The organism is Nonomuraea sp. NPDC049421, assembly GCF_040677005.1.
In the GTDB taxonomy this organism is placed as follows: Bacteria; Actinomycetota; Actinomycetes; order Streptosporangiales; family Streptosporangiaceae; genus Nonomuraea; species Nonomuraea salmonea.
The window spans coordinates 534222-553292 of record NZ_JBFAQA010000001.1 but is presented as its reverse complement, the minus strand read 5'-3'; the positions used below and the strand labels follow the sequence as shown (position 1 = coordinate 553292).

The 19071-nt window shown below is 72.3% G+C and carries 20 protein-coding genes and 1 riboswitch; of the genes, 1 reads left to right on the top strand and 19 read right to left on the bottom strand.

Annotated elements, in window-relative coordinates; genetic code table 11:
• Nucleotides 1–53: 53 nt before the first annotated feature.
• The 6 genes from nusB to AB0K18_RS02540 all read right to left on the bottom strand — a co-directional run bounded on the left by nusB (nucleotide 54) and on the right by AB0K18_RS02540 (nucleotide 6554).
• Entirely contained in the window at nucleotides 54–464 is a 411-nt protein-coding gene (gene nusB / locus AB0K18_RS02565) for a transcription antitermination factor NusB (protein ID WP_345401290.1), read from the bottom strand.
• Between the two features lies 1 nt (nucleotide 465).
• Complete coding sequence (efp, locus tag AB0K18_RS02560; protein WP_355420631.1) at nucleotides 466–1026, bottom strand: elongation factor P; 561 nt, start codon at nucleotides 1024–1026, stop codon at nucleotides 466–468.
• 26 nt (nucleotides 1027–1052) lie between these two features.
• Nucleotides 1053–2117: a Xaa-Pro peptidase family protein gene (locus AB0K18_RS02555; protein ID WP_364908734.1), complete on the bottom strand. Its 1065-nt coding sequence runs from the start codon at nucleotides 2115–2117 to the stop codon at nucleotides 1053–1055.
• A 162-nt stretch (nucleotides 2118–2279) separates the two neighbouring features.
• Complete coding sequence (locus AB0K18_RS02550) at nucleotides 2280–3872, bottom strand: serine/threonine-protein kinase (RefSeq protein ID WP_364908733.1); 1593 nt, start codon at nucleotides 3870–3872, stop codon at nucleotides 2280–2282.
• 149 nt (nucleotides 3873–4021) lie between these two features.
• Nucleotides 4022–5302: a dicarboxylate/amino acid:cation symporter gene (locus AB0K18_RS02545; RefSeq protein WP_364908731.1), complete on the bottom strand. Its 1281-nt coding sequence runs from the start codon at nucleotides 5300–5302 to the stop codon at nucleotides 4022–4024.
• A 211-nt stretch (nucleotides 5303–5513) separates the two neighbouring features.
• Complete coding sequence (locus AB0K18_RS02540) at nucleotides 5514–6554, bottom strand: LLM class F420-dependent oxidoreductase (protein ID WP_364908729.1); 1041 nt, start codon at nucleotides 6552–6554, stop codon at nucleotides 5514–5516.
• Between the two features lie 91 nt (nucleotides 6555–6645).
• Here AB0K18_RS02540 and AB0K18_RS02535 point away from each other — a divergent pair, with 91 nt between their 5' ends.
• Nucleotides 6646–7533 carry an endonuclease/exonuclease/phosphatase family protein gene (locus AB0K18_RS02535; protein ID WP_364908726.1) on the top strand — a complete coding sequence of 296 codons (888 nt, stop codon included), beginning with the start codon at nucleotides 6646–6648 and terminating at the stop codon, nucleotides 7531–7533.
• Here AB0K18_RS02535 and AB0K18_RS02530 read toward each other — a convergent pair.
• The 13 genes from AB0K18_RS02530 to AB0K18_RS02470 all read right to left on the bottom strand — a co-directional run bounded on the left by AB0K18_RS02530 (nucleotide 7530) and on the right by AB0K18_RS02470 (nucleotide 18839).
• Complete coding sequence (locus tag AB0K18_RS02530) at nucleotides 7530–8099, bottom strand: nucleotidyltransferase family protein (RefSeq protein WP_364908723.1); 570 nt, start codon at nucleotides 8097–8099, stop codon at nucleotides 7530–7532. The two genes, AB0K18_RS02535 and AB0K18_RS02530, sit on opposite strands and share 4 nt — an antisense overlap.
• Entirely contained in the window at nucleotides 8096–9187 is a 1092-nt protein-coding gene (locus AB0K18_RS02525) for an XdhC/CoxI family protein (protein WP_364908720.1), read from the bottom strand. The genes AB0K18_RS02530 and AB0K18_RS02525 overlap by 4 nt, the downstream gene beginning before the upstream one ends.
• Complete coding sequence (locus AB0K18_RS02520) at nucleotides 9180–10259, bottom strand: VWA domain-containing protein (RefSeq protein WP_364908718.1); 1080 nt, start codon at nucleotides 10257–10259, stop codon at nucleotides 9180–9182. The genes AB0K18_RS02525 and AB0K18_RS02520 overlap by 8 nt, the downstream gene beginning before the upstream one ends.
• Nucleotides 10252–11157 carry a MoxR family ATPase gene (locus tag AB0K18_RS02515; protein ID WP_364908715.1) on the bottom strand — a complete coding sequence of 302 codons (906 nt, stop codon included), beginning with the start codon at nucleotides 11155–11157 and terminating at the stop codon, nucleotides 10252–10254. Before AB0K18_RS02515 ends, AB0K18_RS02520 begins: the two co-directional genes overlap by 8 nt.
• Before the next feature lie 48 nt (nucleotides 11158–11205).
• The gene (locus AB0K18_RS02510) at nucleotides 11206–11661 is read right to left on the bottom strand and encodes a PH domain-containing protein (RefSeq protein ID WP_364564180.1); all 456 of its coding nucleotides are present in this window, start codon (nucleotides 11659–11661) and stop codon (nucleotides 11206–11208) included.
• Nucleotides 11662–11671: 10 nt separating this feature from the next.
• Nucleotides 11672–12160, bottom strand: a complete 489-nt coding sequence (gene ribH, locus AB0K18_RS02505; protein WP_364908712.1) for a 6,7-dimethyl-8-ribityllumazine synthase — start codon at nucleotides 12158–12160, stop codon at nucleotides 11672–11674.
• Nucleotides 12157–13374, bottom strand: a complete 1218-nt coding sequence (locus AB0K18_RS02500) for a bifunctional 3,4-dihydroxy-2-butanone-4-phosphate synthase/GTP cyclohydrolase II (protein WP_364908710.1) — start codon at nucleotides 13372–13374, stop codon at nucleotides 12157–12159. Before AB0K18_RS02500 ends, ribH begins: the two co-directional genes overlap by 4 nt.
• On the bottom strand, nucleotides 13371–14057 hold the full coding sequence (locus AB0K18_RS02495; protein ID WP_364908707.1) for a nicotinamide mononucleotide transporter family protein: 687 nt from the start codon (nucleotides 14055–14057) through the stop codon (nucleotides 13371–13373). The genes AB0K18_RS02500 and AB0K18_RS02495 overlap by 4 nt, the downstream gene beginning before the upstream one ends.
• The gene (locus AB0K18_RS02490; RefSeq protein WP_364908704.1) at nucleotides 14054–14644 is read right to left on the bottom strand and encodes a riboflavin synthase; all 591 of its coding nucleotides are present in this window, start codon (nucleotides 14642–14644) and stop codon (nucleotides 14054–14056) included. The genes AB0K18_RS02495 and AB0K18_RS02490 overlap by 4 nt, the downstream gene beginning before the upstream one ends.
• The gene (ribD, locus tag AB0K18_RS02485) at nucleotides 14645–15817 is read right to left on the bottom strand and encodes a bifunctional diaminohydroxyphosphoribosylaminopyrimidine deaminase/5-amino-6-(5-phosphoribosylamino)uracil reductase RibD (protein WP_364908701.1); all 1173 of its coding nucleotides are present in this window, start codon (nucleotides 15815–15817) and stop codon (nucleotides 14645–14647) included.
• 110 nt (nucleotides 15818–15927) lie between these two features.
• A riboswitch (FMN riboswitch) is annotated at nucleotides 15928–16058 on the bottom strand.
• Between the two features lie 76 nt (nucleotides 16059–16134).
• Entirely contained in the window at nucleotides 16135–16944 is an 810-nt protein-coding gene (locus AB0K18_RS02480; protein ID WP_364908698.1) for an oxygenase MpaB family protein, read from the bottom strand.
• A gap of 194 nt (nucleotides 16945–17138) precedes the next feature.
• Complete coding sequence (rpe, locus tag AB0K18_RS02475) at nucleotides 17139–17801, bottom strand: ribulose-phosphate 3-epimerase (RefSeq protein WP_364908695.1); 663 nt, start codon at nucleotides 17799–17801, stop codon at nucleotides 17139–17141.
• A 12-nt stretch (nucleotides 17802–17813) separates the two neighbouring features.
• Nucleotides 17814–18839, bottom strand: coding sequence for a phosphatase PAP2 family protein (locus tag AB0K18_RS02470; RefSeq protein ID WP_364908692.1), 1026 nt, complete (start codon nucleotides 18837–18839; stop codon nucleotides 17814–17816).
• Nucleotides 18840–19071 lie beyond the last annotated feature (232 nt).

The following is a 19071-nucleotide window of genomic DNA, read 5'->3' as shown; positions in this document are numbered from 1 at the left end:
CGTACCCCGAACGTGGCCCTCCGGTCCCCCGAAACGGGGTACCTAATGGGTGTCTAAAGGGTGAGGCTTGGCTTGAGTTGCTTGAAGCGCGCCAGCAGCCCGTTGATGAACTGCGGCGACTCGTCGGTGGACAGCTCCCCCGCCAGGTGCACCCACTCGCTGATGACCACGCCCTCGGGCACGCCGGGCATCCACAACAGCTCGTACGTGCCGCCGCGCAGCAGATTACGGTCGACGGCCGGCATCCGATCGAGTGTCCAGCCCTCGGCGTACGTCGTGATGAGTTCGTCGATGCGCGCGTGGTGCCTGGCGACCCCCTCCACGAGGGTCGAGGTGTATTCGTTGACCGGCGGCTCCTGCCGCTCCACGCGCTCGGCGAGGATCTTCAGCGGATCCTCGTCGCGCAGCTCAGCCTCGAAGAGGATGTCGAGCGCTCTCCTGCGTGCTTTGCCGCGTGCCGACACCTCAGGCCCGGCCGAGGTATTCGCCGCTGCGGGTGTCGACCTTGACCTTTTCGCCGGTGGTGATGAACAGCGGCACCTTGATCTCGGCGCCGGTCTCCAGCGTGGCCGGCTTGGTGCCGCCGGTGGAGCGGTCGCCCTGCAGGCCGGGCTCGGTGTTGGAGATGGTCAGCTCGACGGCGGCGGGCAGGTCGACGTAGAGCGCGGAGCCCTCGTTGAAGGCGACCGTGGCCAGGGTGTTCTCCAGCATGTAGTTGGCCGCGGTGCCGACGGTGCCGGCCGGCACGTTGACCATGTCGTAGGTCTCGGTGTCCATGAACACGAACTCGTCGCCGTCCTTGTACGAGTACTGCATCTCGCGCTTGTCGACGTTGGCCACCTCGACCTTCACCCCGGCGTTGAAGGTCTTGTCGACGACCTTGCCGGAGAGGACGTTCTTGAGCTTGGTGCGCACGAACGCGCCGCCCTTGCCCGGCTTGACGTGCTGGAACTCGACAACGCTCCAGAGCTCACCGCCCTCGAGCTTCAGCACCATGCCGTTCTTGAGGTCGTTGGTCGTCGCCACTCGTTCTTCTCCCGCGTGCGGCCGCTCTAAAGGACGAGCAGCTCCTTGGTCGTCTTGGTGAAGAGTTCCGGCCCGCCCTCACGTGTCACGAGCGTGTCCTCGATGCGAACCCCGCCCCGGTCCGGGAGGTAGACCCCCGGCTCGACGGTGATCGGAACTCGATCCTCTAGTCTACCGGTCCTTGACGGGCCGAGGAACGGCTCCTCGTGGATCTCCAGGCCGACACCGTGGCCGAGACCGTGCCTGAAGTGCTCGCCGTGGCCCGCCCGTGCCACGACCGACCTGGCCGCGGAGTCGACCTCCCTGGCCCCGGCGCCAGGGGTCAGGGCGTGTCGTCCGGCCCGCTGGGCCTCGGCGACGAGGTCGTACAGCTCGCGCTGCCAGGCAGCGGGCGGGCCCAGGCTGACGGTACGCGTCATGTCGGCGTGGTAGCCCTGGTAGCGGGCGCCGAAGTCGATGGTGACCAGGTCTCCCGCGCGCAGCTCGCGGCCGGTGGGGCTGTGGTGCGGCACCGCGCCGTTCTCCCCCGCCGCCACGATCGTGTCGAACGCGGGCTTGTCGGCGCCCAGCTCGGCCATCCGCTGCTCCAGCAGGCGGGCCGGCTCGCGCTCTGTCATGCCGGGCGCGATGCGCGGCGCGACGTCCGCGAACGCCTGGTCGGTGATCGCGCAGGCGGTGCGGATGAGGTCGAGCTCCTGCTCGTCCTTGACCGCGCGCAACCGCTCCACGACCGGTCCGAGCGGCACGAGACCCTCGCCCAGCCGCAGGTACGTGGCCACGCTCATGCACGCCGCCTCGATGCCGACCCCTCTGGTGCCCTCCTGCGCGCCGGGGCTGGGCGTGAGCAGCCGCGCCGCGACGTCGGCCGCCTCCACCACGGGCAGGTCGAGCGCCCTGGCCGCGCCGATGTAGCGGTTGTCGGTGGCCAGCACCGCGCCGCCGTCGGCGCCCACCAGGACGGCGGCGTTGGAGCTGACCAGGCCGGTCAGGTAGCGGACGTTGACCGGCGAGGTGACGAGCAGCGCGTGAACCTCGTGGCCGGCCAGCGACTCGGCCAGCCGCGCCCGCCGCGCCGCGTAGTCGAAGGTCATTCCGCCAATCTACGCCCCCCTGGCGACAAGGACACCGCCGCACGTGCCCGCCCCGGGCCAGGTGCGGCCCGCTCAGCCGGGCGGGGCCGCCACACCGCCCGCACGCGCCCGCCCCGGCCTGTGCTGGGCGCGGCCTGTGCTGGGCGCGGCCCCGGGCGGTGGTCAGTGGCCGGGCAGGCGCCAGTCGCGCATGAACTCGGCCGCCGGGCCGGCGGACTGCATGTCGCCCTTCTCCTGGGCCCGCAGCAGGTCGCGGTAGACGCCGGCCACGTGGTTGAGCGTCGAGTCGAGGTGGCCTTCGCCGAGCTTCCTCGCGGCCTTCCTGAGCTTCTCGCGGGCCTTGCCGGAGACGCGGGGGTCGATGCCGCCCGTCGCCTCCTGCGCCATCAGGGCCTGGTCGAAGCGCTGGAGCCAGGTGTCGTACCCGCCGGCCGGCTCGGACCTGCCGCCGAGGGTGGCCTTGGGCGTCACGGCCTCGTTCAGCGAAATGATGTCGTCCTCGCCGATCGTGGCCACGGTCTCCGGCGTGGGGTCGGGGCTGGGCGGCGGCGAGCTGGGCGCCACCTCCTCCAGTGTCTCGGTCGGGACGACGGTGGGAGTGGTCTCCGCGACCGGCTGCTCCTCGCGCTGTCCCGCGATCGAGACCATGACCACGGTCACGGCCGCGATGACGGCGACGGCGATGCCGATCTGCAGGATCAGCTTGCGGTTACGGGCTCCCGACGGCGGCTCCGGCTCCAGGTCGGCGGCCTGGAAGACGGCGGTGTCACCGGCCCGCGGCGGCACGGCGTAGACCTCGGTGGCACCGGCCCCCTGCCCGAGCCCGGCCCCGCGCAGCGAGGCCCCGGTCTGCGGCATGCCCCCGGGCACAGGGCCGGAGCCGGTCTGGGACGGGACTCCGCCGTGGGGAAAGGCGCCGGTCTGGGGCGGGACGCCGCCGTTGGGGGAGGCGCCGGTCTGGGGCGGGGCGGCGGGCTTGGGGCGGGCGATGGCGGCGAGCGTACGCCTGATGGACTCGCCGCTGCCCGGCCGCCTGGCGGGGTCGTCGGCGAGCATGGCGAGCACCAGCCGGTCCAGCTCGGCGGGCACCTCGGCCCTGACGCCGCTGGGCGGCGTCACCTGGCCCCTGGGCGCGTCGTCGCCGAAGGGCGGGCGCCCGCACAGCAGCTCGTAGCAGACGCAGCCGAGCGCGTAGATGTCGCCGGGCGCCTCGGCGGGCTCGCCGGGGACCCGCTCGGGGGCGGCGTAGCGGCCACTGCCGCGTACGGGCTCGCGCCCGTCCATCCCGAACCCGACGACCTTGAGCACGCCGCTGGCGGCCATCCTGAAGGCGTCGGGGTCGACCTGCCCGTGCACGACGCCGGCCCGGTGCGCGGCGTCGAGCCCGGCGGCGGCCTGCCCGATCAGGTCGCACACCTCGACGATGGTCAGGCTGCCGCGCGCGGCGAGCTCCTCGCCCAGGCTGAGCCCGGTCAGGTGCTCCATGACGAGGAACGGCGCCCCGTCGTGCTCGCCGACGTCCAGGACCATGGCGACGTTGGGGTGGATGACCTTGGCGACGGCCTGGGCGTGCTGTCTGAGCACCTCACGGGTGGCCGGGCCGGCCGCTCTGGCGCCGAGCACCTTGACGGCCACGACCCAGTCGGCCCGCGTGTCGTACCCTCGCCACACCTCGCCCATCGGGCCGCTGCCGATGCGCTCGTCGAGCCGGTACCGGCCGGCGATCAAGGAGGGCGCGCGCTCCGCGTCGGACATATCCCCGCCAAATACTCAGAAATCAGGATTATCAGGATTTCCGACTTACCATAGGCCCCCGCGGCCCCCGACGCCCCGCGTACACGCTGCCCGGCCGCGTACGGGCAGGAAAAAGGGGGGCGGTGCACCCGCCCCCCTTCCCCACGGACTCAGGCCGTCGCGGGCTCCGCCACGCGGGTCACGCGCGGCTGGTCGAGCGGCTGCGGCGGCGCGTTGAAGACGGCCGTGTCGAGGCGGCCCTCCGAGCGCGCCACCAGCACCGGGACGACCATCTGCCCGGTCACGTTGGTCGCGGTGCGGATCATGTCCAGGATCGGGTCGATGGCCAGCAGCAGGCCGACGCCCTCGAGCGGCAGGCCCAGCGTGCTGAGGGTGAGTGTCAGCATGACGGTCGCGCCGGTCAGGCCCGCCGTGGCGGCCGAGCCGACCACGGAGACGAACGCGATGAGCAGGTAGTCGCCCACCCCGAGCTGGATGCCGAACACCTGGGCCACGAAGATCGCGGCGAGCGCCGGGTAGACGGAGGCGCAGCCGTCCATCTTGGTGGTCGCGCCGAACGGCACGGCGAACGAGGCGTAGTCGGCGTCCACGCCGTTGCGCTCGACCGAGACCCGCTGCGTCAGCGGCAGCGTGCCGACCGAGGAGCGGGAGACGAACGCCAGCTCGATCGCGGGCCAGGCGTTGCGGAAGAACCGGACCGGGCTCACCTTGCCCCAGAAGGCCAGCAGCGCCGGGTAGACGGCGAGCAGCACGATGAAGCAGCCGATGTAGACGCCGGCGCTGAACTTGGCGAGCGGCGCGAGCAGGTCCCACCCGTACGTGGAGACCGCCTTGCCGATCAGGCCGGCGGTGCCGATGGGGGCGAGCCTGATGACCCACCACAGCGCCTTCTGCACCAGCTCCAGGACGGAACGGGCGAGGTTCAGGAACGGCTCGGCCTTGTCGCCGGCGGCCAGGGCGGCCGCGCCGAGCACGACGCCGAGGAAGACGATCTGGAGGACCTCGACCTCGGTGAAGGCGGTGACGATGTTCGTGGGCAGGATGCCGGTGACGAAGTCGAGCCAGGTGCCGGCGTGCTCGGGCGCCTTGGCCGCGCCGGTGTCGAGGGTGACGCCCTGGCCGGGGTTGATGAGCAGGCCGAGCCCGATCGCCAGCGCCACCGAGACGGCCGCGGTGACGAGGAACCAGACCAGCGTCTTGGTGGCGAGCCTGGCGGCGCCGTTGACGTTGCGCAGGTTGGCCACGCTGACCAGGACCGCGGTGAAGACGAGTGGCGGAACGGCGAGCTTGAGCAGCTGGACGAAGATCGAGCCGACCTTGGTGAGCGTCTCGGTGAGCCAGGCGACGTCCCAGATCTTGGCGACGAAGCCGAGGGCGATGCCGACGGCGAGGCCCAGCAGCAACTGCAGGGAGAAGGTGAATCTCTTCACGGGGGGATGCCTTCGCATGCGGGCATGCCAGAGGCATGCCGGGGTGAGGGAGTTGACGACAGGGACGAGAGCGGCGTCAGCTACAGAGCGATCCGTGCAGCCGGCACAGATCGATGTGCAGCCGCTCGATGAGCCACACGATCACCACGGAAAACCTCACAGCCCGGCATAACCATCAGGAAATGTGGCAAATTCCCCGACGAAGTGTGATCTACGCCACGATCTCCTTGATCTGCTCGATGAGCCTCACCCGGTCCTCGTGCGTCTTGGCGATCGGCGCCACGTTCAGGGTGGTCACCCCCGACTCCTTCAGCGCCCGCACCCGGTCGCGCACGAAGCCCTCGTCGCCGATCAGCGACGTCTTCTCCAGCAGCTCGGCCGGGACCAGCGCGGCGGCCTCGTCCTTCTTGCCCTCCAGGTAGAGATCCTGGATCCGCTCGGCCTCCTTCTCGTAGCCGTAGCGCCTGGCCAGGTCGTTGTAGAAGTTGCGGCCCTTGGCGCCCATGCCGCCGATGTAGAGGGCGGCCATCGGCCGGCCGAACTCGCGCAGCCCCGCCACGTCGTCGCCGATCGCCAGCGTGGCGTGCGCGACGACGTCGAGCTCGCCCAGCTCGGGGTCGCGCTTCGCCCTGCCCGCGGCCAGCGAGGAGCCCCAGACGTCGGCGGCCTTCTCCGGCAGGTAGAAGATCGGCTCCCAGCCCTCGGCCAGCTCGGCGGTCAGCTCGACGTTCTTGGGGCCGATGGCGGCGATCATGATGGGGATGCGGGGGCGTACGGGGTGGTTGATGAGCTTGAGCGGCTTGCCCAGGCCGGTGCCGTGGCCGGGCGGGAGCGGCACGGTGTAGTGGCGGCCGTCGTACTGGACGCGCTCGCGCCGCCAGACCTGGCGGCAGATCTCGATGACCTCCCGCGTGCGCCCGAGCGGCGCGGTGTACGGCACCCCGTGGAAGCCCTCGATCACCTGCGGCCCCGACGCGCCGAGCCCCAGCGTGAACCGCCCGTCGGAGACGTAGTCGAGCCCGGCGGCCGTCATGGCGAGCAGCGTCGGCGTGCGCGAGTAGATCGGCAGGATGCCGGAGGCGATCTGCAGCCGCTCGGTCCTGGCCGCGATGTAGCCCATCTGGCTGACGGCGTCGAAGGAGTAGGCCTCGGCCACGAACACGATGTCCAGCCCGGCCTTCTCGTAGTCGGCCAGCTCGGCCACCGACTCCTTGAAGCCGCCCGCGTAGTTGAGTGCCATACCGATGCGCATTCAGGGCTCCCACTGACCGAATGATGTTCTGTTGAGACGGCACCATGCTATCGCGCCGGTGCGCCGGGCCGGAGCGGCTAGCCTGGATCAGGTGCTGAAGCGGGTCGTCATCGTCGTCTCCGTCGCGGTTTCCGCGGCCCTGGCGGGCCATCGGCTGATCCCGGCGCTGGGTGGGTTCACCCCCGTCCTGGAGAGCCTGCTGCCGTGGATGGGCCTCGCGGTGCCGCTGCTGCTGGCCTTCGCCGCCGTCGCCCGCTCGACCGGCGCGGTGGCCGCCGCGCTGCTGCCCGGCCTGATCTGGGCCGTCATGTTCGGCTCCACGCTGCTGCGCACCCCGCCCGGCGGTCCGAGCGACCTGGCCGTGGGCACCGTCAACGTGGGGGTGACCAACAACGCGTCGGGCGAGGCCGTCCGCGCCATCGCCAAGGACCTCGACCTGCTGGCCGCACAGGAGCTGACCAGGGGCGGCCCGGCGGCCAAGCAGCTCAACAAGATGTTCAAGCACCACTACGCGGTCAGCACGGTCGGGCTGTGGAGCCGCTACCCGCTCAGCGAGACCAAGCCGCTCGACGTCGGCATGGGCTGGCCGCGCGCCCTGCGGGCGGTCGTCACCACCCCCAAGGGCAAGGTCACCGTCTACGTCATGCACCTCGCCTCGGCGAGGCCGGGCCACACCACCTCGCGCGACGTCTCGCTGGCCAGGGCGCGCGAGCTCGTCGACGCCGACCCGAGCAAGCGCATCCTGCTGCTCGGCGACCTCAACACCGCCACCACCGACCGTGGCATGAGCGGCCTGACGCCGCCGCTGACCGACGCGCAGAGCGAGGCGGGCGACGGGTTCGGCTTCACCTGGCCGGCCGAGTTCCCGATCACCAGGCCCGACCACATCCTCCACCGCGGCATGACGGCGACCGAGGCGGGCGTGGCGCCCGCCACGGGCAGCGACCACCGCGCCGCGATCGCCTCCCTGCGCTTCTAGGAGCGGGGCAGCAGCCGGTCGAGGTCGGCGGGCGTGTCGATGTCGGACGGGTCGCCGTGCCCGTCGCACGGCACCTCGGTGACCAGCTCGGGATGAGCCTTCAGGTACGCCCGCGCCCCCACGTCGCCCACGGCCAGCTCCGCCACCCCGGCGAAGTGCGTACGGGCGATCAGCACCGGGTTGCGGCGCCGCCCGCCGTACGTGGCGACCGCCAGCCCCGCCCCCGAGCCGATCAGCGCGCGCACCGCGCCCGGCCCGATCAGCGGCTGGTCCACCAGCGCCACCACCACCGCCTCCGCCTGCGCGGGCAGCGCGGCCAGCCCGGCGCGCAGCGAGGAGCCCATGCCGCTCGCCCAATCGGGGTTGCGCACGGTCACCGCCCCGCGCACCCGCACCGTGGCCGCGCCCAGCACGACCACGACCGGATGGCAGCCGCCCTCGGCCAGCAGCCGCACGCCGCGATCGACGAGCCGCTCACCGGCATACTCGACCAGCGCCTTCGGCCGCCCGAGCCGCGATCCCTCGCCCGCGGCCAGCAGCAGCCCGGCCACCCGCGTGTCCTTCACGGCGTCTCGTGGTGGATGCGGCCCTCCGTGGTGGTCAGCGGCCGGCCTGAGCCGCCCCAGCGCAGCTGGATCAGCTCGGCGGCGATCGACACCGCGGTCTCCTCGGGGGTGCGGGCGCCGAGGTCGAGCCCGATGGGCGAGCGCAGCCTGGCCAGCTCGTCCTCGGTGAGCCCCGACTCCCGCAGCCGCGCCATACGGTCGTCGTGGGTGCGGCGCGAGCCCATGGCGCCGACGTAGCCCGCGTTCGTGCGCAGCGCCACCTCCAGCAGCGGCACGTCGAACTTGGGGTCGTGGGTCAGCACGCAGATCACCGTACGCTCGTCCACCTGCACCGAGGCGAGGTAGTCGTGCGGCCACTTGACCACGACCTCGTCGGCGTCGGGGAAGCGCTTGGCGGTGGCGAAGACCGGCCGCGCGTCGCACACGGTCACGTGGTAGCCGAGGAACTTGCCCACCCTGGCGACGCCGGCGGCGAAGTCGATCGCCCCGAACACCAGCATGCGCGGCGGCGGCGCGAACGACTGCACGAACACCGCGAGGTCGTCCAGCCGACGCTCCCCCTGACCGCCGTAGTGCCGCAGGCCGGTCAGGCCCTGGGCGAGCATGCCGCGGGCGTCGTCGTCCACGGCGGCGTCGAGGCGCTCCAGGCCGAGGCTGCCGGTGGCGTGGTCGGGCCAGATGATCCGGCGGGCGCCGACCTGGCCTGGCCCCGAGACGACGGTGGCCACGGCGACCGGCCGGTGCTCCTCCACCGCCGCGGCGATCTCGCCCAGCTCGGGGAAGGTCTCGATCGAGACCGGCTCGACGAGGATGTCGATGATGCCGCCGCAGGTGAGGCCGACGGCGAAGGCGTCGTCGTCGCTGACGCCGTACCGCTGCAGCAGGGGCGCGTCGGCCTCGGCGGCCAGCTCGAAGACCGCGCCCTCCACGCAGCCGCCCGAGACGCTGCCGACCACCTCGTCGCCGCGCACCGCCATGGCCGCGCCGGGCTGCCGGGGTGCGCTGCTCCAGGTGCCCACCACGGTGGCCAGTCCGAACTTGAGCCCCGACCGCCACCACTTCATGATCTCCGGCAGCACGTCACGCATGGGCGAGCCTTTCGCTGAGTCGCTCGTACGCGGCCAGGCTGTGCCCGGCCACCAGGTCGTCGAGGTGGGGCAATGCGGCCCGCATGCCGCCCGTGAGCGGCTGGTAGTCGTCATACCCCTTGTGCGGGTTGACCCAGATCACCCGGTGCGCCTGCCGGGCGAGCCGGCCCATCTGGGTGCCCAGCAACGCGGGATCGCCACGCTCCCACCCGTCGGAGGCGATCACCGCGATCGCGCCCCTGGCGCTGTAACGGCCGAGGAACTCCCTCAGTTCCTCGCCGAGCCGGGTGCCGCCGCTCCAGTCGGGGATCACCTTGGACACCTCGTTGAGCGCCGTCCCGGGGTCGCGGTGGCGCAGCTCGGCGGTGATCGGGGTGAGCCTGGTGCCGACCGAGAAGACCCTGGTGGCCCTCGGCTCGGTCCTGACCAGCGCGTGGGCGAAGCGCAGCAGCGTCTCGGCGTACGGGGCCATCGAGCCGCTGACGTCCACGAACAGCACGACCCGGCGCGGCCTGGTGGTGTGCCTGCGGCGGCGGAGCCTGGCCACGTCGCCCTTCCTGAGCGCGTCGCGGACGGTGCGGCGCTGGTCGAGGCTCCCCCTGCGGGCGGGCTCGAACCGGCGCGAGCGGCGCCTGGCCCGGCCGTGGCTCAGCAGGGCGAGCATGCGGTGCACCTCGGCCCGCTCGGCCTCGCTCAGCCGGGCCACGTCGCGGTGCCGCAGCACCTCGGCCCTGCTGGCGGCGGCGGGCGCGGTGGTGCCGTCGTCCTCGCCGTCGCCGCCCTCGCCCCCGTCGTGTTCGGCCAGGTGCCGGGTGACGGTCGCGGTCGCCGTACGGGTGAGCGCGGCCTTGTGGCCCCCGAAGTACGCGGCGAAGCAGCGGTCGTAGCGGGGCAGGTCGTCGGGCCCCGCGCACAACGTCAGCCGCCCGGCCCAGTAGACCTCGGCGGGGTCGGTCACATCGAGGTGATCGAGTGCTCTGAGCAGGTTCTGGGTGCGTTCGTGGTCGGCCGCGACGCCCGCGGCGCGCAACGTCCTGGCGAACCCCGTCATGGTGGCGACCAGCTCACTCATGGCCGGGCAGCACCTTGTCCAGCAGCCCGTTGCCCAGCACCGCCGCGACGTCCTCCCGGTACTTCAGCGCCGCGCCCAGCGTGGCGGCGGCCCGTCCGGGGTCGAGCTCCTCGGCGCCGAGCGTCAGCAGCGCCTCGGTCCAGTCGAGCGTCTCGGCCACGCCCGGCGGTTTGACCAGGTCCGCCTGCCGCAGCCGGCCGGCCGCCCCTGCGACCTGCGCGGCCAGCGTCTCGGTGCAGGCGGGCAGGCGGCGCCGCAGGATCGCGACCTCGCGCTCGAAGCCGGGATGTTCGAGCCAGTGGTAGAGGCAGCGCCGCTTGAGCGCGTCGTGCACCTCGCGCGTCCTGTTGGAGGTCACCACGACCACCGGCGGGGTCGCGGCCTTCACCGTGCCCAGCTCGGGGATCGAGATCGTGAAGTCGGAGAGCACCTCGAGCAGGAACGCCTCGAACTCGTCGTCGGCCCGGTCGATCTCGTCCACCAGCAGCACGCTCGGCTGCGTCTCGACGGCCTTCAGCAGCGGCCTGGCGATGAGGAAGCGCCGGTCGTAGATCTCGCCCTCCAGCCGGCCGACGTCGGTGATCCCGGCGGCCTCCGCGGCCTTGAGGTGGAGGAGCTGGCGGGCGAAGTCCCAGTCGTAGAGCGCCTGGGCGGCGTCGAGCCCCTCGTAGCACTGCAGCCTGATGAGCGGCGCGTCCAGCAGCGCGGCCAGCGTCTTGGCCAGCTCGGTCTTGCCGACCCCCGCCTCGCCTTCGAGGAAGAGCGGCCGTCCCATGCGCAGGGCCAGGAAGGCGGCCGTGGCCAGCCCTTCGTCGGCCAGGTAGGAGTGCCGGTCGAGGAGCTCGATCAGCTCGTCGGGCGACTCGATGTCCGTTGCCCTGATTGTCCGCCGCAGCACGCCTTCAGGCTACGTCGCCACCGCGCTCCAGGCGATGGCCGGCGCGGATCATTGCGACTCGCGCGCCTCGCCACGCTCTCTGATCAGGGCCTCCAGCTCGGCGGTGGCCTGGCGGGCGCGCGCCTTCTCGGAGCCCTGGATGCCCATGGCCCCGATCGTGCGCCCGTCGGAGAAGTCGATGCGCGGCCAGGGGTCGCCCACCAGCAGCGTCACCTCCAGGACCTCCGGCCAGGTGTAGCGGTGGGTGCGGACGGCGTTGACGATCGTGACGCCCTCGTCGTCGGCCTCGACCCTGACCCGGCCGAGCAGGTGCAGCACGTACGCCACCGCACACCCGAACGCCACGATGGCCACCCGGTCGGCGATCTGGAACGGCGGCGCGATGAGCACCGCCATCACCACCGCCCCCACCACGATCAGCGCGGCGAAGCCGTAGGCGACGACGCGGGCCCGGCGCGGACGCCAGGTGACGGGCAGGGGCGGAGGGGATACGGGCTCTGGCACGAAGGGAAACCTATCGCAGCCCGGCCTCGGTGACGCGGAGCCGGCGCAGCAGCAGGGCGGTCTCGAGGGCGGCGACGGCCGACTCGTACCCCTTGTCCTCCTTGCTGCCGGGCAGGCCGGAGCGGTCGATCGCCTGTTCCATCGACTCGCAGGTGAGCACGCCGTTGCCGATCGGCGTCCCCTCATCCAGCGAGATCCGCGTCAGTCCGGACGTCACCGAGTCGCAGACGTAGTCGAAATGGGCGGTCTCCCCGCGGATGACCGCGCCGAGGGCCACCACCGCGTCGCACTGCCGCGCCAGTGCCTGGGCGACCACCGGGATCTCCAGCGACCCCGGCACCCGCACCACGGTCGCGCCTGCGCCGCTGTCGTCGCACGCCCGCAGCGCCCGCGCCACGAGCTGGTCGGTGATCGCGGCGTGCCAGCTCGCCGCCACCACGCCGACCGTCAGCCCCGCCGCGTCCGGCGCGCTCGCGACCGGCCGTCCTTCCCCGCTCATGACGCCTCCGAGATGTCGTGGCCGAGCCGTTCGCGCTTGGCCGTGAGATAACGCTCGTTGTACAGGTTCATCGCCACCGGCATCGGCTCCCTGCCGACGACCTTGATGCCGTAGCCGTCCATGCCCTTGAGCTTGGCCGGGTTGTTGGTGAGCAGCCGGACTGACTTGACCCCGAGGTCGGCCAGGATCTGGCCGGCGTTGGAGAACTCCCGCGCGTCGACCGGCAGCCCCAGCTCGACGTTGGCGTCGACGGTGTCGCTGCCGTTGTCCTGCAGGCTGTACGCCTTGAGCTTGGCCAGCAGCCCGATCCCCCTGCCTTCGTGCCCGCGCAGGTAGACGACCACACCGCGGCCCTCGCGGGCGATGGCCGCCATGGCGTTGTCGAGCTGCACGCCGCAGTCGCAGCGCAGCGAGCCGAACACGTCGCCGGTCAGGCACTCGGAGTGGGCCCTGACCAGGATGTTCTCGCCGCCGGTCAGGTCGCCGAAGACGAGCGCGACGTGCTCGCCGCCGTCGAGGGCGCTGGCGTAGCCGTAGGCCCGCCACATCCCGTACGCGTTGGGCAGCCGCGTCTCGGCGACCCTGGTGACCATGCTCTCGGCCCGCCGCCGGTGATCGACGAGCTGCTCGATGGAGACCAGCGCGAGGTCGTGCTCGTCGGCGAAGCGGCGCAGCTCGGGCAGCCTGGCCATGGTGCCGTCGTCGTTGACCACCTCGGCCAGCGCGCCGGCCGGCGACAGCCCGGCCAGCCTGGCGAGGTCGACCGCCGCCTCGGTGTGGCCGCGCCTGGCCAGCACCCCGCCCTCGTGGTAGCGCAGCGGGAAGACGTGGCCGGGCCGCACGAGCTCGTTCGGCTCGGTGGCCGAGTCGGCGAGCGTGCGGATGGTCCTGGCCCGGTCGGCCGCCGAGATGCCGGTGGTGACGCCGTCGCGGGCGTCCACGGTGATCGTGTACGCCGTGCGCATGCGCTCCTTGTTGTGGAAGACCATGAGCGGCAGGCCCAGCCTGTCGAGCTCCTTGCCCTCCATGGCCACGCAGATCATGCCGCTGGTGTGCCTGATCGTGAACGTGCACAGCTCGGGCGTGGCCTTCGAGGCGGCGAAGATGAGGTCGCCCTCGTTCTCGCGGCTCTCGTCGTCCACGACGACCACCGGCTTGCCGTTGCGGATGTCGTCGATCGCGCGCTCGATCGGGTCGAGCTTGATGTCACTCATCGGGCCACTCCCTCGGGGGCCGCTCCCCCGCTCACCGGCACGCTCAGCGGCGCGGATCGAGACTCCCGCAGCCACTTGACGAACCCGACCACCACCAGGACGAAGAACACGCCGTAGACGGCGCCCGAGACCACCAGCCCCGAGCTGAACGCCAGCGGCACCCCGACCAGGTCGACCGCCAGCCACACGATCCAGAAGTCCACCAGAGCCCGGCCCTGCGCCCAGGTCGCGAGCGCGCTGCCGACGAAGATGTAGGCGTCGGCGGCCACCAGGACCGCGCCCTCCGGCAGCGGCACGTGCGCGCCCCACGACAGGCCCGTCACCCAGAACACCACCGCGACCGCGATGGTGCCCACCACCGCGACGACGACCAGCAGCAGCCGCTCCCACCATGCGCCCTGCCTGATCGCCAGCCGCCTGCCGTCCTGGGTGCCGCGCCGCCAGGCGTACCACCCGTAGATCGCCAGGCCGGCGAACAGCACCTGCTTCAGCGCGTTGCCGGTGACGTGCGCGCTGATCGAGGCGATCAGCAGCAGCACCGCCCCGGCGAACTGCACCGGCCACGTCCACATCGACTTGCGCATCGCCAGCACGACCGTGGCCAGGGCGGCGATGTTGCCCACCAGGTCGGTCCACAACACATGCGTGCCGAATATCTCGAATCCGGCCTCGGCCCAGCTCACTTGCGGCCCACCAGCCTCTCCACATACTTCGCGATCACGTCGACCTCGATGTTCACCACGTCACCCACCTGGCGCTCGCCCATGGTCGTCAGCTTGAGCGTGGTCGGGATCAGGCTCACGCCGAAGCTGTCGTCGTCAACCGTGGTGACCGTCAGGCTGATTCCGTCGATCGCGATCGAGCCCTTCTCGGCGACGTACGGGCTGAGCGCGGGCGGCAGCGTGAAGCGCAGGTCGTCCCAGCTCTCGCCGGGCTCGCGGGACAGCAGCACGGCGGTGCCGTCCACGTGGCCCTGCACGATGTGGCCGCCGAGGCGCTGGTCGGCGCGTACGGCGCGTTCGAGGTTCACCGCCGAGCCCTCTTTCAGGCCGCCCAGGGAGCTGCGGTCGAGCGACTCCCTGATCACGTCCACGGTGAACACGTCATCCTTGACCTCGACCACGGTCAGGCAGACGCCGTTGACGGCGATGGAGTCGCCGTGCCCCGCGTCGGAGGTGACCAGCGGGCCGCGCACCGACAGCAGCGCGCCGCCGCCCGCCTGGTCGATGGCCGTCACTTCGCCCTTTTCCTCAATGATTCCGGTGAACATCTAGCGCTCCTCGCCTGGTTGCCGGTGGGTGGGGACGGGCCTGGCGATCAGCCGCACGTCCGGCCCGATTACGGATATTTCGTCAAATGTCAGGCGGTGGAGCTCGCCGATCGTGCCCACCCCCGCCGCGCCCAGCGCGGCCCTTCCCGAGCCGAGCAGCGCGGGCGCCACGTACGCCACCACGCGGTCCACGAGGCCCTCGCGGACGAACGACCCGGCCAGCGCGGGACCGCCCTCCAGGAACACGCTCACCACCTGCCGCGCGGCCAGCTCCTCGAGCAGGGCCCGCAGGTCGAGCCCCGCGTCGTGGCGGGGCAGGCGCAGCAGGTCGGCCTTGAGGTCGGTGTCCACGTCGTCGGCCACCGCGATCAGCGTGGGGGCCCGGTCGTCGAGGACCCGCGCCGACGCGGGCGTCCGCGCGTCCGGATCCACGACCACCCGAAGCAGCTCCTTCTGGACCCCGCTAGGACCTGCCGCACCGCTCGGACCTGCCGCACCGCTAGGACCTGCCGCGCCGCTCGGAGCTGCGGCACCGGCCGGGCGGGCCGTCAGCTGGGGGTCGTCGGCCAGCACCGTGCCGATGCCGGCCATGATCGCGTCGGAGGCGGCCCGCAGGCGGTGCACGTCGGCGCGCGCCTCGGGCGAGGTGATCCATTGGCTGGTGCCGTCCTCGGCGGCCGACCTGCCGTCCAGCGTGGCGGCGAACTTCCACGTGACGTGGGAACGCCCGAGCCGTACGAAGGTCAGCCACTCCTCGTTGCCCCGCTCGGCGGCCTCGGCCAGCACCCCTGAGGTGACGGCCACGCCGTGGGCGCGCAGCCGCGCGGCGCCGCCCGCGGCCTTGGGGTTGGGGTCGCGGACCGCGATCACGACGCGGGCCACGCCCGCCTCCAGCAGCGCCAGGCTGCACGGCCCGGTGCGGCCGGTGTGGTCGCAGGGCTCCAGCGTCACGTACGCGGTGCCGCCCCGCGCTCGCTCTCCCGCCTGCGCCAGGGCGACGACCTCGGCGTGCGGGCCGCCCGCGTACGCATGGAAGCCCTCGCCGGCGACCTGCCCTGCGGCGTCGAGCACGACGCAGCCGACGACGGGGTTGGGGGTGGTGCTGCCGTGTCCACGACCGGCCAGTTCGACGGCGCGCGCCATGTGCGCGGCGTCTTGCTCGGGTATCTCCACCCGGGTCTCCTACTCGCCAGTAGCTCCAAGCCACGGCGGGCCCCGGGGGATCTGTCGCCGAGACGCATGCCATACGTCACGGCAGGCGCCCGGCTGGGACACCGGACACCTCGCGCGCTTCCTCCCATCCGGACTTTAACCGTCGGTCCCGGAATTTCACCGGGTCAACCGGCCGATGGCATCGGCCGGGTCGCGGACTGTCACCGCCGGTTCGGACTTTCACCGACCCCGGAGCACGCTAGCTCTCTTTCGCCACCAGTCTGCCACGTCCTTCGCAAAGCACGCGACCGCCCCTCATCTTTTGAGCAAGCGTTCGTTCAAGCAGCCATCAGGCGGCGGGCCCTGCGCGCCGCCGGGCTGTGCAGGACGTGCCCGGGGACCAGGCCGATCCCGGTGTGCAGGGTACGCAGCGTCGCCGTCGCCCACAGGTCGCCGACCGGCGTGGCGGGCAGCCCGTACAGGCGCCTGGCCCAGCGCGGCAGGGTGGCGAACGACAGCAGGGTCAGCGCGGGCAGCGCCGGTTTGAGCGGCGTGAGCAGCAGCGGGAGCGGGGCGTTCAGCGACATGCGCAGCGGATGGGACGCCTCGGGCACGAACCGCAGACGCGGGCGCTCGGCCTCGATGTAGTCGCGCAGTTCCGCCACCGACCCCGGCACCTCGTCCGCCGCCAGCCCCACGACCTCGGCGGCGCGCCGCCACTCCGCCACGAACGCGTCCGCGTCGGCATCCGACAGCCCCACCCCGGCCCGGCGCGCGACCGACAGGTACGAGTCGACCTCGCCCACGTGCACCCAGCGCAGCGCGTCGGGCTCGTCGAGGCGGTAGGTCTCGCCGGTGTCCGGGTCGTGGGCGGTCAGGCTGGCGTGGATCTTCCGCACCCGGCGCCCGGCCCGCTCGACCTCCGCGTGCGTCCCGTAGGTGCGCACGCGGACGAACTCGGTCGTCCGTACGAACCGGGACCAGGCCTCGTTCGGGTCCATGAGCGCGGAGTTCTGCAGCACCCCGCGCATCGCCCTGGGGTGCAGCCCCTGCATGAGCAGCGCCCGGATCCCGCCCACGAGCAGGATCGGCTCCCCCATCACCCGCCACGTCACCGAGCGGGGCCCAAAGATCCCATAGTCGCTCATAAGTGAAGAATTACCCAGGTGACAGCCATTTCATGTCACTTCACGCGGAACAGCCATGGCCCGATCCCGCCGCACGGCCGAGGCGGGAGCCACGGCGGAAGGCGGCGGGAATCGCTCGCCTCAGAAGCCCGCGCAGTCAGCGGGGTCAGCCACGCTCCCCGGCGACCGGACGACCGGCGCAAAGAGGGTGGGAGTCAGGAGGTGGCGCGGTCGGCGGCGGCGCGGAGCTCGTCGATGGCGACCACCGGGTCGGAGGCGCCGTAGACGGCGCTGCCCGCCACGAACACGTCGGCGCCCGCCTCGGCGCACCGGCCGATGGTGTCGGCGTCGACGCCGCCGTCGACCTGCAGCCAGACCCGGCCGCCGTGCCGCGTGACCAGTTCACGGGCCCGCCGCACCTTCGGCAGCACCACGTCGAGGAACTTCTGCCCGCCGAACCCCGGCTCGACGGTCATCAGCAGCAGCATGTCGATCTCGGCGAGCAGGTCTTCGTACGGCTCGACGGGCGTCGCCGGGTTGAGCGCCAGCCCGGCGCGGGCCCCCAGGGACCGGATCTCCCTGAACGTCCGGATGGGCGCCTTGGCCGCCTCGGCGTGGATGGTCACGCTGCCCGCCCCGGCCTCGGCGTACTGCGGCGCCCAGCGGTCGGGGTCGGCGATCATGAGGTGGCAGTCGAGCGGTGTGTCGGTCGCCTTGCGCAGCGCCTCGACCACGGGCAGCCCCAGGGTCAGGTTCGGCACGAAGTGGTAGTCCATCACGTCGACGTGCAGCCAGTCGGCATTGGGGACGGCGGCGGCCTCATCGGCGAGCCTGGCGAAGTCTGCGGCGAGGATGCTGGGCGAGATCTGTACGGCCATGATGCCCCAAGTCTAGTGACCCCGCCCGTGCCCACCGCCCCCGCCGCTCCGGGCCCCCGCGCTCACGGCGGGCCCGGCGGTGGCCGCCGGCTCCATCAGCCCCAGCCGGATGAACAGCACCGGCGCCCCGAGCTGCACCCACAGCGCCAGCACCGCGAACGCCACGAAGGTGGACAGCCCGCTCTCGGGCAGCACTTCGCGCTCGGCGTACCAGATGGCGACCGCCACCACCGTGCCCAGCACCCAGCGGGCGGCGCGCAGCCCGAGCGGCCCGCCCGCATCGAACCACCCGATCCGGTACATCACCGACGTCCCCGCCAGCGTCCCCAGCAGCACCCCTGCCATCACGACGACGGTGTCCAGGCTCTCGGGATCGACCATCCCGGCCGCGCTCCAGCCCGCGGGCACGGCCCAGTCCCCGTACGGCGCACTGGCCAGCGCCGCCACCGCCAGCAGCACCCCCGACGCCGCCACGGAGGCGCACAGCTGCACCCACAGTGCCTGCCGCCGCCACCAGAGCGTCGCAGGCCGCTCGACCCGCAGCACGACCACCAGCACCACGACCCCGAGCGCCACCCCCACCACGACGTCGGAGATGAAGTGCACCCCCAGATAGACTCGGCTCAAGCACACGAGCGCCATGGTCACCACCGCCGCCCACCACGCCCACGGCCGCCCGACCGCCACCGCGAACCGCCCCATCCCCGCAGTGCCGACCTGCGCATGCCCAGAGGGCAACCCGAAACTCTCCTCAACGGAGAACGCCCGGATCCCGGGGTCGATCCAGTAAGGCCGCGGCTGATGCAACGCCAGCTTCCCGATGGCGTTGGTCCCCGCAGCCACCATCACCGTGAACCCGAGCCGCAACGCCAACGCCGGATTGACACACCAGTACAGAACCGGCAGGACGAGCAGGAAGAACGTGTTGGTGCCGAACACCGACACCAGCTCCATCACCGGCCTGGCGACATCCGGCCAGCCCTGAAGCCAGGCGATCGGCCCGAGCTCCGCCCTATGAAGATCGTCCAGAAAGTCCACGCCGCCGATCGGACCACACCTCCACCCCCCACCGCCACACAACTCCCCCACACCCCCCGAATCCGCCCGCCCCATCCCCTGCCCCGCCCCCACCCGGCAACACGTCGCACATGCTCAAACGCGGACGAACGCGCAGGTCGGGAGCGCGCGTCCAGGCCAGGCGGCCGCCCAGGGTCAGACGAACGCACACGCCCCGAGCAGACATCAAACCCGGGCATGCGCACACGCCCGA

What these genes read in the sequence shown, in the direction of transcription:
- AB0K18_RS02555 (WP_364908734.1), bottom strand. Translation starts at nt 2,117, where the DNA reads ATGACCTTCGACTACGCGGCGCGGCGGGCGCGGCTGGCCGAGTCGCTG.
- AB0K18_RS02540 (WP_364908729.1), bottom strand. Translation starts at nt 6,554, where the DNA reads ATGCGCATCGGTATGGCACTCAACTACGCGGGCGGCTTCAAGGAGTCG.
- AB0K18_RS02525 (WP_364908720.1), bottom strand. Translation starts at nt 9,187, where the DNA reads ATGCGTGACGTGCTGCCGGAGATCATGAAGTGGTGGCGGTCGGGGCTC.
- AB0K18_RS02550 (WP_364908733.1), bottom strand. Translation starts at nt 3,872, where the DNA reads ATGTCCGACGCGGAGCGCGCGCCCTCCTTGATCGCCGGCCGGTACCGG.
- AB0K18_RS02500 (WP_364908710.1), bottom strand. Translation starts at nt 13,374, where the DNA reads ATGAGTGACATCAAGCTCGACCCGATCGAGCGCGCGATCGACGACATC.
- ribH (WP_364908712.1), bottom strand. Translation starts at nt 12,160, where the DNA reads ATGAGCGGGGAAGGACGGCCGGTCGCGAGCGCGCCGGACGCGGCGGGG.
- AB0K18_RS02490 (WP_364908704.1), bottom strand. Translation starts at nt 14,644, where the DNA reads ATGTTCACCGGAATCATTGAGGAAAAGGGCGAAGTGACGGCCATCGAC.
- AB0K18_RS02520 (WP_364908718.1), bottom strand. Translation starts at nt 10,259, where the DNA reads ATGAGTGAGCTGGTCGCCACCATGACGGGGTTCGCCAGGACGTTGCGC.
- AB0K18_RS02480 (WP_364908698.1), bottom strand. Translation starts at nt 16,944, where the DNA reads ATGAGCGACTATGGGATCTTTGGGCCCCGCTCGGTGACGTGGCGGGTG.
- rpe (WP_364908695.1), bottom strand. Translation starts at nt 17,801, where the DNA reads ATGGCCGTACAGATCTCGCCCAGCATCCTCGCCGCAGACTTCGCCAGG.